The organism is Streptomyces sp. NPDC059371, from assembly GCF_042751995.1.
GTDB lineage: Bacteria > Actinomycetota > Actinomycetes > Streptomycetales > Streptomycetaceae > Streptomyces.
The window spans coordinates 148,418-161,012 of sequence record NZ_JBHYXD010000004.1; the positions used below are offsets into that span (position 1 = coordinate 148,418).

The 12,595-nt window shown below is 71.6% G+C and carries 11 protein-coding genes and 1 pseudogene; 7 read left to right on the forward strand and 5 right to left on the reverse strand.

Going from position 1 to position 12,595, the window contains the following annotated elements:
• Positions 1 to 80 precede the first annotated feature (80 nt).
• Complete coding sequence (locus tag ACFXGX_RS04240; protein ID WP_384784478.1) at positions 81 to 1,688, reverse strand: FAD-binding oxidoreductase; 1,608 nt, start codon at positions 1,686 to 1,688, stop codon at positions 81 to 83.
• A 70-nt stretch (positions 1,689 to 1,758) separates the two neighbouring features.
• Here ACFXGX_RS04240 and ACFXGX_RS04245 point away from each other — a divergent pair, with 70 nt between their 5' ends.
• From ACFXGX_RS04245 to ACFXGX_RS04265, 5 genes are all read left to right on the forward strand, one after another.
• A complete protein-coding gene (locus ACFXGX_RS04245) occupies positions 1,759 to 2,469 on the forward strand; it encodes a TetR/AcrR family transcriptional regulator (RefSeq protein ID WP_384784480.1) in 711 nt (236 codons plus the stop codon).
• Positions 2,470 to 2,652: 183 nt separating this feature from the next.
• A complete protein-coding gene (locus ACFXGX_RS04250) occupies positions 2,653 to 4,134 on the forward strand; it encodes a PHB depolymerase family esterase (protein ID WP_384784482.1) in 1,482 nt (493 codons plus the stop codon).
• Positions 4,135 to 4,326: 192 nt separating this feature from the next.
• The gene (locus tag ACFXGX_RS04255; RefSeq protein ID WP_384784484.1) at positions 4,327 to 5,805 is read left to right on the forward strand and encodes a tannase/feruloyl esterase family alpha/beta hydrolase; all 1,479 of its coding nucleotides are present in this window, start codon (positions 4,327 to 4,329) and stop codon (positions 5,803 to 5,805) included.
• An 83-nt stretch (positions 5,806 to 5,888) separates the two neighbouring features.
• A complete protein-coding gene (locus ACFXGX_RS04260) occupies positions 5,889 to 7,034 on the forward strand; it encodes a protein kinase (protein ID WP_384784486.1) in 1,146 nt (381 codons plus the stop codon).
• Positions 7,035 to 7,041: 7 nt separating this feature from the next.
• Entirely contained in the window at positions 7,042 to 7,383 is a 342-nt protein-coding gene (locus ACFXGX_RS04265) for a hypothetical protein (RefSeq protein ID WP_384784488.1), read from the forward strand.
• Between the two features lie 13 nt (positions 7,384 to 7,396).
• Here ACFXGX_RS04265 and ACFXGX_RS04270 read toward each other — a convergent pair whose 3' ends face one another.
• On the reverse strand, positions 7,397 to 8,641 hold the full coding sequence (locus tag ACFXGX_RS04270; protein WP_384784490.1) for an MFS transporter: 1,245 nt from the start codon (positions 8,639 to 8,641) through the stop codon (positions 7,397 to 7,399).
• 159 nt (positions 8,642 to 8,800) lie between these two features.
• Between ACFXGX_RS04270 and ACFXGX_RS04275 the strand changes: the two genes are divergently transcribed.
• Positions 8,801 to 9,763 (forward strand): LysR family transcriptional regulator, encoded by a 963-nt coding sequence (locus ACFXGX_RS04275; RefSeq protein ID WP_384784492.1) that lies wholly within the window; start codon positions 8,801 to 8,803, stop codon positions 9,761 to 9,763.
• A 69-nt stretch (positions 9,764 to 9,832) separates the two neighbouring features.
• Here the strand turns inward: ACFXGX_RS04275 and ACFXGX_RS04280 are convergent, their stop codons facing one another.
• The 3 genes and pseudogenes from ACFXGX_RS04280 to ACFXGX_RS04290 form a co-directional block, all read right to left on the reverse strand.
• Positions 9,833 to 10,702: an SDR family oxidoreductase gene (locus ACFXGX_RS04280; protein ID WP_384784494.1), complete on the reverse strand. Its 870-nt coding sequence runs from the start codon at positions 10,700 to 10,702 to the stop codon at positions 9,833 to 9,835.
• Between the two features lie 203 nt (positions 10,703 to 10,905).
• Positions 10,906 to 11,436 carry a hypothetical protein gene (locus tag ACFXGX_RS04285; RefSeq protein WP_384784496.1) on the reverse strand — a complete coding sequence of 177 codons (531 nt, stop codon included), beginning with the start codon at positions 11,434 to 11,436 and terminating at the stop codon, positions 10,906 to 10,908.
• 31 nt (positions 11,437 to 11,467) lie between these two features.
• Positions 11,468 to 11,642 (reverse strand): annotated as a pseudogene (locus ACFXGX_RS04290) (acyl-CoA dehydrogenase family protein); the annotation flags it as partial.
• A 232-nt stretch (positions 11,643 to 11,874) separates the two neighbouring features.
• On the opposite strand from ACFXGX_RS04290, the gene ACFXGX_RS04295 reads away from it, so the two are divergent.
• Complete coding sequence (locus ACFXGX_RS04295) at positions 11,875 to 12,396, forward strand: hypothetical protein (RefSeq protein ID WP_384784498.1); 522 nt, start codon at positions 11,875 to 11,877, stop codon at positions 12,394 to 12,396.
• The last annotated feature ends 199 nt before the right edge of the window (positions 12,397 to 12,595 follow it).

The window sequence follows — 12,595 nt, forward strand, 5'->3', positions numbered from 1 at the left end:
CGCCGGGCGCCGGAGGGGCCCGGGGGGGGTCCGGCGCCGGGGGGCGCCGCCCCCCCCCCCCCGCGGCCGACGGAGTCGACTCAGCGAAGGGGGTCGATCACGGCTCCGGGATTGAGGATCCCGGACGGGTCCAGTACGGCCTTGCCCGCCCGCAGGGCCGCGGCGAACAGGTCCGGGCGCTGCCGGTCGTACCACGGCCGGTGGTCCCGGCCGACCGCGTGATGATGGGTGATGGTGGCGCCGTGCGCGATCAGCGCCTCGGAGACCGCCTGCTTGATCTCGTCCCACTGCTCGACGGTCCTGCCCCACGCGCCCGCGGCGTAGACCCCGAAGTACGGGGCGGGGCCATCGGGGTAGACGTGGGTGAACCGGCAGGTCACGACACCCGTGGCGCCGACCTGGCGCATGGCGTCCTGGGCCGCCGCGTCGACGGCCGCGCGGAGCCCGGCGAACCGGTCCCAGGTGCAGGCCGTCTCGAACGTCTCCACGATCATGCCCTGAGCCGCGAGGGCGTCCCGCTGGTAGGGCATCCGCAGGAAGGAGGAGCGCCAGGTGTCGGCGGCCGAGGTCCGCGCGGCCGTGTCCCCGGTGTCGGTGTAGCGCGGCGGCTCCGGCAGCGTGCCCCCGTGGTCGCGGCAGAGCTCCAGGGCGCGTTCCATCCAGGCGGTGACGGGATGATCGGCGGACTCGAAGCCGAGCACGAGGACCGCGGTCGGACTGCCCGCGTTGATGAACGCCTCCATCGGGTCCAGCAGACGGCAGTTGGCCGGATCGAGTCCGGACTGCGCCAGGGCTCGTACGGCCCGGACTCCCGCCTCGTAGTCCTTGAATGCGATCGACGCCCCGGCCCGCCAACGTGGCCGGTCCTGAAGTCGTACCCAGGCCTGGGTGATGACACCGAGTGCCCCCTCGGAGCCGAGGAACATCCGGTCGGGCGAGGGGCCGGCACCGGATCCCGGGAGGCGGCGGGTCTCCACGACACCGGCGGGGGTGACCACCCGCAGCGACTCGGTGAGGTCGTCGATGTGCGTGAGGCGGGTCGCGAAGTGACCGCCGGCCCGGGTCGCCAGCCAGCCGCCGAGCGTGGAGAACTCGAAGGACTGGGGGAAGAACCGGAGTGTGTGGCCATGGGGCCTGAGCTGCTCCTCCAGGTGCGGTCCGAGAACGCCCGCCTGGACGAGCGCGGCCCGGCTGGTCCCGTCGACCTCCAGAACCCGGTCCATGGAGCCGAGATCCAGGCTGACCACTCCGGCGTACTCCGCACCCGTACGGGCTTCGACGCCTCCCACGACCGACGTGCCGCCGCCGAACGGGACGACCGCGATGCCGGCGCCGTAGCACCACTCCAGCGTCCGCACCACCTCGGCCTCCGACGTGGGCCGCACGACGAGGTCCGGCACATGGGGCAGCTTTCCGAGCAGCGCGCGGACGACGTCGCGGAACGCCTGGCCGTGACTGTGCGCCAGTCGGTCGCGGATGTCGTACGACGCCAGCCGGGCCAGCGCGGGCGGAGCCGTGACCCGGTTCGGGGCCACCTCGAACGACTCCACCGGAGGTGCCGAGTGCACGGTCAGGTCCGCGTCCGGAAGCAACTCGGCGGTGCGCCGGGTGAGTTCCGTCCGCTCCGCGCCGGTCACCGCGTCCTCGACGTTTCCCCAGCCCCACCACGAACGCGTCTTGCCGCTCATCGTCTCCCCAGGCGCTTGAACTGAACGTTGGGTAACTTACCGCTCGGTCACTTTGGCATAGGGTGGAGACATGAGCAAGCAGCCGAGGACGACGCAGGGCGTGGGAACCAAGGGGATGCCACGCAAGGACCGGGAGCGGCTGATCCTGGAGGCGGCCGCCGAGGAGTTCGGCGCGAAGGGCTACGCGCGCGGGTCGACCGCGCACGTGGCGGCGCGGGCCGGCATCACCAAACCGATGATCTACGAGTACTTCGGGTCGAAGGACAGCCTGTATCTGACCTGCCTCGATCAGGCCGGCGCCCGCCTCGTCGAAGCCGTCGGGTCGGCTCAGCGCGGGCGTTCCGACCTCTCGCGCGCCGTGCGCACCCTGGAAGCCGTCTTCCGCGCGCTCGAATCGCGCTTGCACGACTGGGAACTCGTCTACGACGGCACGCTTCCGGCCGAGGGCCCGCTGCACGACGCCGCGGCCGTGTACCGGAGGGAACTCAACCGGATGGGTGCCGTGGGCGTGTCCGAGTTCCTGCACACCTCCCCGGCCGTGGAACCCCTCGACGCCGATCTCGTCACCCATCTCTGGTACGGGACCGTGAGCGCCGCCGTCGCCTGGTGGCGGCATCACCCCGAGCAGACGGCCGACGAGATGGCCGCGCGCTTCGAACGCATCGTCGCGGTGCTCTGCCCGGACCTGTGGGCGACATCCGACGCGACCGGAGGCGTATCCGAGATGCAGGGAGAGCCCTCCGGCGTGCCGGGAGTTTCATCCGACAACCGCCCGGCGTAGCAGACCGGGCGGCGCTTCCGCAATCCGTGCGATGCCGACTGACGTGCGGACGGTTGTGGTGCCGGACGCCATGTCATGGCGGTCACAGGCGGTCGACTCTGGGGTTCCGCAACGCCCCGCATGCAGGGAGTCAGGGACGGCTCCGGACGTGCGGGGGCGGGACATCCCCAGAAGGAGCCGCCCATGCAACGCCCCTCACCGCCCCGAAGGCCCCGGAACCGGACGGTCCACCCGCTGAGCCGCCTCCTCACCGTCGTGGCCCTGGTCCTGGGGGCTGCCCTGACCGGCCCGGTGCCCGCCGCCCAGGCCGCCGTGTCGGTCACCCGGGTCACCGGCTTCGGCTCGAATCCGGGCCAGTTGAACATGTACGTGTACCGTCCGGCGTCCCTGCCCGCGAACCCGCCCGTGGTCGTCGCCCTGCACGGGTGCACACAGAGCGCCCAGGTCTACGCCGACAACTCCGGACTGCCCCGGCTCGCCGACCGGGACGGCTTCGTCCTCGTGCTCGCGGAGACGACCTCCTCGAACAACATCAACAAGTGCTTCAACTGGTTCCAGACGACGGACAACCGACGTGGTCAGGGCGAGGCCCTCTCCATCAGCCAGATGGTGAGCCACGCCGTCTCCGCCTACGGGGCCGACCCCGGGCGCGTGTACGTCACCGGCCTGTCCGCGGGCGGTGCCATGACCTCGGTCATGCTGGCCGCCTACCCCGACGTCTTCGCCGCCGGCGCCGTCGTCGCCGGTCTGCCCTACGACTGCACCCGGGACAACAGCCCGTACACCTGCATGAACCCCGGAGTCGACCTCGCCCCGAGCGTCTGGGCCCAGCGGGTCCGCGACGCCTACCCGTCGTACAACGGTCCCCGGCCGCGTATGGCGATCTGGTACGGCGAGCAGGACAGCACCGTCGTGCCGCTCAACGCCGTCGAGCTGCGCGATCAATGGACGGCGGTCCAGGGGCTGTCCCAGACCCCCACCCGCAGCTCCGTCATCGGACCGGACTCCACCCGGCACGACGAGTACCTGGCGGCGGACGGCACGGTCGCCGTCGAGGTCGACGCGGTACCGGGCATCGGGCACGGCACCCCGGTCGAACCGGGCAGCGGTGACCAGCAGTGCGGTGCCACCGGTGCCCCGTACTTCCTCGACTCGATCTGCTCCAGCTACTGGATCGCCCGCTTCTTCGGCCTCGAAGGCGCCGGATCAGGCGGGGGCTCACTGCCCGCACCCACCGGACTGGTCACGGGCGCGGTCACCGGCACCAGCGTCAGCCTGACCTGGGAGGCGGTGAGCGGCGCCGCCGACTACACCGTGTTCCGCGACGGCGACCCGGTCGGGACGGCGAGCGGTACGTCGTTCACGGACACCGGACTGACGGCGGGCACCACGCACACCTACGCGGTCGCCGCGCGCGACAACGCCGTTACTGCGGGCCCCCGTTCGGGAACGGTCACCGCCACGACCACCGGCGGCGGCACCGCCGCCTGCTGGACGAGCAGCAACTACGCCCACGTCCAGGCCGGCCGGGCCGTCACCAGCGGCGGCTACACCTACGCCAAGGGCTCGAACCAGAACATGGGGCTGTACAACACCTTCGTCACCCACACCCTGAAGGAGTCCCCCGTCGGCACCTACACCATCGCCGACGGCGGTTGTCCCTGACTGCATCTCAGGGCCCTTCCATACATGGTGACTTCGGCCGCCATCGTGGCCGGCGTTGCTCCCGGCACCGCCGTCATGGCGGCCCGGCACATGTCCCCACGGGTCCCCGTCCTATCAGCCTCCGGCGCGTCCATTCCACCCCACTCCACCCCACTCCACCCCACTCCACCCCACTCGGATTCGAGGTCCCGGATGCTCCACCCCAGTACGGACGTCACCCCACCCGGCGGACGACGGCGCCGGTGGCGGGCCGCGCTCTGCGCGCTGATGCTCGCGACCGGCGGTTCGGGCGTCCTCGCGTCAGCCACCCCGTCACCCGCCGTCGGCGGCCACGGCCCGCACACCGGGCCCTGTTCCACGGACGATCAGCCGCGGGTACCCGGCGCCGCCTACCAACAGGCCGTCTGTCTGGACGAGTTGACCACCGCCGGGACCGTGGCCTCGGGCCACACCGATCCCGCCGACTACGCGGGCCTGACGCCCAAGGACCTGCCGACGCCCAGCGGAGTGCCCGGGACCCAGATCGACGGCTACTTCCCCGACACGTCCACCACCAACACCAACCACGGCTGGAATCACGACGCGCAGTTCGTGATCCGGCTGCCCGATCACTGGAACGGCGGACTCGTCGTCGCCGGAACACCGGGCAACCGCGAGCAGTACGCCAACGACCGCGCGATCTCCGACTGGGTGCTCTCACGCGGCTACGCCTACGCCGCCACCGACAAGGGCAACACCGGTCTCAGCTTCTACCGCGACGGCCGCAGGCCGGGCGACGCCGTGGCCGAGTGGAACACACGGCTCACCCAGCTCACCCGGGCAGCCCGCTCCGTCGTCAAGGAGCGCTACGGGAAGCCCCCGTCCCGCACCATCGCCACGGGCATGTCCAACGGCGGCTATCTGGTCCGCTGGCAACTGGAGAACCACCCCGAGCTCTACGACGGGGGAGTCGACTGGGAGGGCACGCTCTGGAACTCCGACGGCGGGCTGCTCACCTTCCTGCCGCCCGCGCTGCGCGCGTACCCGGACTACGCGGCAGGCGGACCCGGCGCCGAAGAGGCTCAGGACGCCCTGCACGCGGCCGGCTATCCGGCCGGGTCGGAGTTCCTGTGGCCGTACCACTACAAGACCTACTGGGATCTGACGCAGCGCATCTACCGTGAGGAAATGGACCCCGGTTACGACGGGGCGACCGAGGCCGGAACCCCGTTCTGCGCCTCCGGAATCCCCGGCTGTGACGCCGACTACGACTACGGCGCCCGACCTCGGTCCGTGCACCGCGCCGTCGACCGCATCGCGCTGACCGGGCGTATCGGCAAACCGCTGATCACCCTTCAGGGCACGCTCGACGTGCTGCTGCCGATCAGCCGCGACGGGGACGTCTACGCCCGCATGGTGCGCGAGGCCGGGCGGGGCCCGTTGCTGCGGTACTACCGCATCGCGGACGGGACCCACACCGACTCGCTCGTCGACGCCTTCCCGGACCGGCTCCGCCCGATGACACCCTGCCACCGCTCGGCCTTCACGGCACTGGAGCGCTGGCTGGCCGGCGACGGACGCCCTCCGGCCGACCACACCGTGCCGCGCCCGGCCGACGCGGACGCATCGGCACTGCTGACCGAATGCCCCTTGGAACAGCGTGCGGGCGGTCGCCACTCGGCCGCACACTGATCGGTTGTCCTGCCGGTGTGCCGACGGGCTCCGCTTCGGCAACCTTGTCCAGGTCTTCGTCCCGCTGCCCTAATCTGGCGCATATGAATGCACCGGGGGACATGATCGACGGACGCTTCGAGTTGATCGATCGGCTGGGCAGCGGGGGTATGGGCACGGTGTGGCGGGCTCGCGACACCGTGCTGGACCGGGACGTCGCCCTCAAAGCCGTACACCCCGAGGCGGAGGCGTCCCAGGCAGTCCGTGAACGGGTCATGCGCGAGGCGAAGGCCCTGGCACGGCTCAGCAATCCGCATGTGGTGACCGTCCATCAGATCGTCGACACACACCCCCACCCGTGGATCGTGATGGAGCTGGTGCCCGGCCAGTCATTGCAACAACGCTTGTCCGAAGGATTGTTGAGCCCGGAGGAGACCGCGCGCATCGGCAGGCAGGTGCTCGCCGCCTTACGTGTCGCCCACGCGGCAGGCATTCAGCACCGGGACGTCAAGCCGGCCAACGTCCTGCTCCGTCCCGACGGCCAGGCCGTTCTCACGGACTTCGGTATCGCCGCTCTCCAGGGCGCGACCGCACTCACGGTCACCGGCGAACTCGTCGGCTCTCCCGAGTACATGGCCCCCGAGCGCATCCGCGGCCACGGCGACGACCCGGCCTCCGACCTGTGGTCCCTCGGGCTGCTCCTGTACGTGTGCGTGGAGGGTGTGAGCCCGCTCCGCCGTGGGACCACGCTCGCCACCCTGGCCGCCGTCCTCGACGACCCGGTGCCACCGCCCGCGCGCTCCGGCCCCCTCTCCGAGGTCCTGCGTTCCCTCCTCGTACGCGACCCGGCCGCCCGCCCCGACGGCGCGCGACTGGACGCGTTGCTGGCCCAGGTCGAGTCGGGCGCCCCCCCCGCGGTGGGACCCGCCGACGCTGACGGCGGCGTCGATCCCGGCCCCGCCCGTCCCGGCACCGTTCTCCCCGGCACCCTCCTTCCCGGCAGCGCCCACCCGGCCGGATTCCCCGCTCCCAGGACATCCGCACCGGCACCGCGGAGCCGTCCTCGCCGTTGCGCTCACCCTGACCGTCATCGCGGTCACCACACTGGTCCTCACCTTGGCCCCGTTCGGCGACGACAAGCCGTCCGCCCGGACAGGAGGTGCCGCGCCGAGCACATCCGCCGCACCCGCCACCACAGCCCAGAGTTCGCCGCCGCAGCGGAGTGCGAGTCCCGCCGCCGCGCCCAGTGATCCGGTGGTGTCCAGCCCCGCCCGCAGTGATGCGGTGGTGTCCACCCCCGCCCGTTCCGAGTCGTCGCCCGCTCCGGCGGAGTCAGGTCGCTGGATCGCCCAGCTGTCCTCCGAACCCGTCTCCTCGGGTACCGCGGCCCGCGACCGGCATCTCGCGGACATTCGTCTCTCTGTGCCGGAAGCGCTCGTGCTGCGCAGCGACGACTACGCGCCCCTGCGCCCCGGCTACTGGGTGATCTACGCGCCCGGTCCGTTCGCCGACAACCGCGCGGCCCTCGCGTTCTGCGCCGAACGCGGCCGCACGACCACCAACAGCTGCATCGGCCGCTACATCAAGGGGCGTGGCTGAGCCGACACCCGTTTCAGACGTGCCCCCGTGCCGCCTTCGTGGTCGTGGGGTTCGCCCGGGTGTGCCGGGGGAGGAGCAGCGGGGTCGCCAGCAGGAGCACTCCGGCCAGGGCGATGGCCGCGCGCGGGCCGAGCAGAGTGCCCAGTACGCCCCACAGGGCCGTCAGGAGCGCGGTCGCGCCCTTGGTCGTCACCGCCCAGGCGGTCAGCGTGCGGGCGACCCGGTCCGTCGCGGTGCGTTCGAGGCGGTACGTGGAGTAGACGGGGTTGAAGACCCCGCAGCAGAAGATGAGCCCGAGCTCGACGCCCATGACCAGCAGCAGCCCTCCGGTGCCCGGCCCCAGGAACGCCAGGCCGAGCGGCCAGACGGCGCGCAGTGCCCCGGACGCGACCAGGACCTGACGCTGCCCGAACCGGGTGACCAGCGGCCGGGCCAGCCGTGACCCGAGCAGGCCGCCGATCGAGGGCGCGGCGAAGGCCAGACCGTACTGCCACGGTGTGAACCCGAGCCTGCCGAGCATCAGGACGGCCAGCAGCGGCTGGGCGGCCATCACCAGGCCGTTGAACAAGGCCGTGTTGAAGAACAGCGGACGCAGGGTGCGGTCGGCGAGGATGTACCGCCAGCCGTCGAGCAGGTCCGAGGCCCGCACACGCGTGGCCTCCCGGCGTTCGGGCCGCGGCTCGTGCCCGCCCGTCGCGCGGATGCCCAGGGCGGAGAGCAGGTAGCTGACCCCGTCGGCCACCACCGTCGCCACCGGACCGAGCAGCCCGACCGCCGCGCCGCCCAGCGGTGGTCCGATGATCGTGGTCGTCCAGGCCGTCGACTCGAACCGGGCGCCCGCGATCAGCAGGTCCTCCGCCGCCACCAGCGTCTTCAGGTAGGCGCCGGAGGCGGCACGGAAGGCGATGTCGGCCGCGGCGACGACGATCGAGACGAGCAGGAGCTGAACGAAGGTGAGCACACCGAGCGCGAACGCGGCGGGGATCGTCAGCAGCGCCGCGAACCGCACCAGGTCCATCGCCACGAGCACCGGCCGTTTGCGCCGGAACTCCACCCACGGGCCCAGCGGTACCGCCACGGCCGCGCCCACCGCCGCCCCCACGGAGGCGAGCACGGCCACCTCGGCCGCGCCGGCGTGCAGCACCCGGATGGCGATCAGTTCGAAGGAGCCGAAGGCGAGCCACGTGCCGAGCGCGCTCGCCCCGTACGCCCCCCAGAGCCACCCGAACGGCCGCCCCAGCCGGTGCCCGCTCCTCATGCCCGACACCCCTCGCACCCTGCCCCTCGTTCCGCATCCGCACTCGGACCCGCATGACCGATCCGTGTCCGAAGACATCAAAGCGAGCACCGTGACCGGGGATCAAACAACCGCATGAGCGCACGCCACAACCATCGGTTGTGGCGCTAGGGTGGCCGTGTGGACCTCGACACTGTCCGGACGTTCGTCGCCGTCGCCGACGCGGGGCAGTTCCAGGAGGCCGCCGCCGAGCTGGCGGTCACCCAGCAGGCCGTCTCCAAACGCGTCGCCGTGCTGGAGCGGACCCTCGGAGTTCGGCTGTTCACCCGGACTCCGCGAGGGGCCGAGCTCACCATCGACGGCCAGGCGTTCCTGCCCCACGCGCGTGAGCTGCTGCGCGTGTCCGAACGCGCGGTCGCTTCCGTGCGCCCCGGCCGCCGTCCGCTGCGCGTCGACATCATCGCCTCGCGCGGCGCGGCGTCCGGCCTGATGCGCGGCTTCCATCGTGCGTACCCCGAGATCGACCTCGACGTGGTGATGCTGTTCGAGATCGAGACGGCCGTCGCCGCCATCCGGTCCGGTGCGATCGACGCGTCCTTCCGTGCCGTCGCCGTACCGGGCCGGCCCCTGCCCGAGGACATCGAGTCGGTACGTGTGCTCGACGAGCCGCTCCATCTGCTCACCGGCCCCGCACACGCGCTGGCCGGGGCCCCTTCGGTGACCGTCGCCGAGCTCGTCGGGCACCGGATCTGGATGCCGGGCATCGTCCCCGGCACCGAGTGGGCCGCGTACTACGACGACCTCGCCGCCGAGTTCGGACTCACCATCGAGGCGACCGGTCCGAACTTCGGCTCCGACGCGCTCCTCGACACCGTCGCCGACACCCCGGCGCTCGCCACGTTCATGGGCGAGCGGACCCTCCCCAGGCTGTCGCCGGGAGGTGCTCCGAACGTCTGGCGCGACGAGCGCGGTCTGCGGCTGATCCCGGTGACCGACCCGACCCCCGTCTACCCGCACTCGCTTCTGTGGCACCGGGACAATCCCCATCCGGCGCCGGCCACGCTCCGCGCCTACCTCGCCGCCGCGGCGGCCGGTCACGACGCGGCCGGGACCTGGACCCCGCGCTGGGTGATCCCGCGCTGAACGCGGCTGCGGGACTCGCCGCCCTCAGGCAGCTCCTGAGGCAGTCGACGTGCCCGCTGAGGCTGTTCCTTAGGCAGTCGACCGCCCGTCGGCCTCTGCCCGCAGGACCTCGTCCAGCGATGTCGCCCGGTGCCCGGTGAGGTCCTCGACGGCTGTCGTCACGGTGGCGAGGGAGCCGTCGGCGATCGCCGTGTAGGTGGACACCCATGCGTCGAGCTGCCAGTCGGGTGCCCCGTACGCCGCACGGGAGACGTATGCCTCCTCGGTCGTCTCCGGGACGTAGGCGACCGGCCGGCCGCCGACGGCGGTGAGGATCCGGGCGACCTCCGTGAGGGTGAGCGCCTCCGGTCCCGTGAGCTCGTAGGCGCGGCCGGAGTGCGGACGCGGATCGCGCAGGACCGCCACCGCGGCGTCGGCGATGTCATCCTGGGCGATAAGAGCCGCTCTGCCGTCACCGGCCGGCCCGCGGATCGCGCCGTCGGCGCCCACGAGAGCGGGCATGAAGTCGGCGTAGAGGTTGTCGCGCAGGAAGGTGAAGGGGATTCCGGCGGCGCGGATGTGCTGTTCGGTGTGCCAGTGGTCCCGGGCCAGCGTGAAGGTCGCGTCGGGCGCGGCCCCGTAGAAGGAGATGTACACCAGGTGGGCGACCCCGGCCCGAGTCGCGGCGTCGATGAAGGTGCGGTGGTCCTGGAGCCGGTCGGGGGACTCCGAGGCCGAGACCATCAGGACGCGGTCGGTGCCGCGCAGGGCGGCCACGAGGGCTTCGTGGTCGTCGTAGCCGCCGGGTACCGCGATCGCGCCGGGGAGCTGCGGAGCGCGGGAGGGGGTGCGGGCCAGGAGGGTCTGCGCGATGTCGGCGGCGGCCAGTCGGCGCGCGATCCGCCCGCCCAGGCGGCCGGAGGCTCCGGTGATCGCGTAGGTGGCATCGGTGGGAGCCAACGTTCTCCTCCTGGAGCGGATGGGGGGAGTGGACGACGAGCAGGCCGTTCGACGAGCAGGCGGTACGAATGGCGAGGGGTACGAATGGCGAGGGGCACGAATGGCGAGCGGTACGACGAGCAGGCGGTACGAATGGCGAGCGGTACGAATGGCGAGCGGTACGAGACAAGTGTGACGCCAGAGCGCTTCGGTCGCGCCTCCGCTCACGCCTCCGGCATCGTCAGCCATCGGCCCGGGTGTCCCGGGGGCAGTTGGAGATCTTCGCGTACGGCCGCGTAGTAGCCCTCGCGGCCGACGCGTTGACGTTCCAGGAGCGCCTGCCATGCCTGCGGATCGCGGGTGCCGGCGCGCTGGAACCGTTCCATCTCCATCACCACGGTCACCCATACCCGGGCCCGGTCCACCACTTCGCGGCTCCCCAGCATGAGCAGGGCCTCTCCCGGAGGATCGCGGTCGTCGGTGGCCCGGGCCAGGAGCGGTTCGGCCTCGGCCAGGGTCAACGGGTGCGGATGCGGGTCGTTGCCTATGTGGGCGGCGACGCGGTAGGTGAGCGTCACCGACTTCTTCAGCGACCGTGCGTACTCCGAGTACACCGCGAGGCGCCGCTCTTCCCACCGGCTCGCCCGATCGCGCTTGAAGCGTTCGCGGTCGCTGCGGACCAGGGCGAGATAGGAACCGAGGGCACCGATCACGACGCCTATGAGAGCGGGGAGTTGCTGAAGAAACGCGGACATGATCGAACCGTACCGACCGCACAGGTCGGGCGAGCAGCGAGCGGCCGATGATCTCCTTCATGATCTCGGTCGTCCCGCCGTGGATGGTCCGGACACGGCCGTCCGTGAACGCCTTGGGCGATCGGGTGGTCGGTCATGTAGCCGTAACCGCAGTGGAGTTGCGGAGACCGGTTCGCGACGCGCTTCTGGAGCTCGGTCGCCCACCATCATGTCGTCGTGCAGGCCGATGGCGAAGTCGGCGGCGTACGCACGACCGAACTTCTCGGCGAGCACGGCGCGGTCCCGGTAGCCGGCGTTCCCGCCGCCTCCGTGTTCCTGATCCACCGCGAGACCGAGCAGACCCTGCCGGCTCCCGGTCCGCGGAGAAGGCGTGGGTACGGGTTCGTTCTCGGGGGTACACCTGGTGCGGCCGGTGCGGGATGGCCCAAGCTGGCTCGCATGGACTGGTTGCCACTGCTCTCCACCCTGGCCGGTGCCGCGATCGGCATCGGCTCGACCCTCATCGCCGACCGGAATCGGTGGAAGCACGAGGATGTCAAGGACAGCGTTCGCCTCCGGCTCGACGTCTACACGCAGTACACCACCACCGTGAAGGTCCTCGGCGAGACCCTGCGGGCTCTGGCCGGGCGCGAGCACCCCTCCGACGGCGAGCGGGCGCACGCGCTGCGCGAGGCCTTCCGGGAATCCGGCATAGGCATCGCGTCGGAACGGATGTGGCTCACCGCACCCGAACCCGTCGTCAAGGCCTCCAACAGCGTGTTCCATTGTCTGCGCCGCATCTGCGACAGCTACATCGAGGGCACCGCTGTCAGCAGTCCGGAGGACCGCGCCCGCTGGGAGGCTCGCGGCAAGGCAGCCGCCACGATGCGCAAACTGATGCGTGAAGACCTCGGAGTCGGCCCCCTCACCGAACGCCACAGCCCCCTGCTCGACGACTACACCGACCCCGCCGCACCGTGAGGGCGACCGTGGCACCAACGCCGTGGGATGCCACGCCTTGCAGCGGCCGCCCCCTGGTCCACGAGCCGCAGCACCTTCGACGTCCTGTCCCGGGCGCGCAGGTACAGGCGGTTCGCCTCCACGAGCTTCGTGTACGGGTCGTCCGCGTGTCCGGCGGCACCAGACTGGACGCGAACATCTCGCCGGCGACCGATCGGAC

Bases quoted from the DNA above. Each gene is read 5' to 3' on its own strand.
- ACFXGX_RS04240 (WP_384784478.1), bottom strand. From the start codon at position 1,688: ATGAGCGGCAAGACGCGTTCGTGGTGGGGCTGGGGAAACGTCGAGGAC.
- ACFXGX_RS04245 (WP_384784480.1), top strand. From the start codon at position 1,759: ATGAGCAAGCAGCCGAGGACGACGCAGGGCGTGGGAACCAAGGGGATG.
- ACFXGX_RS04250 (WP_384784482.1), top strand. From the start codon at position 2,653: ATGCAACGCCCCTCACCGCCCCGAAGGCCCCGGAACCGGACGGTCCAC.
- ACFXGX_RS04255 (WP_384784484.1), top strand. From the start codon at position 4,327: ATGCTCCACCCCAGTACGGACGTCACCCCACCCGGCGGACGACGGCGC.
- ACFXGX_RS04260 (WP_384784486.1), top strand. From the start codon at position 5,889: ATGAATGCACCGGGGGACATGATCGACGGACGCTTCGAGTTGATCGAT.
- ACFXGX_RS04270 (WP_384784490.1), bottom strand. From the start codon at position 8,641: ATGAGGAGCGGGCACCGGCTGGGGCGGCCGTTCGGGTGGCTCTGGGGG.
- ACFXGX_RS04285 (WP_384784496.1), bottom strand. From the start codon at position 11,436: ATGTCCGCGTTTCTTCAGCAACTCCCCGCTCTCATAGGCGTCGTGATC.
- ACFXGX_RS04295 (WP_384784498.1), top strand. From the start codon at position 11,875: ATGGACTGGTTGCCACTGCTCTCCACCCTGGCCGGTGCCGCGATCGGC.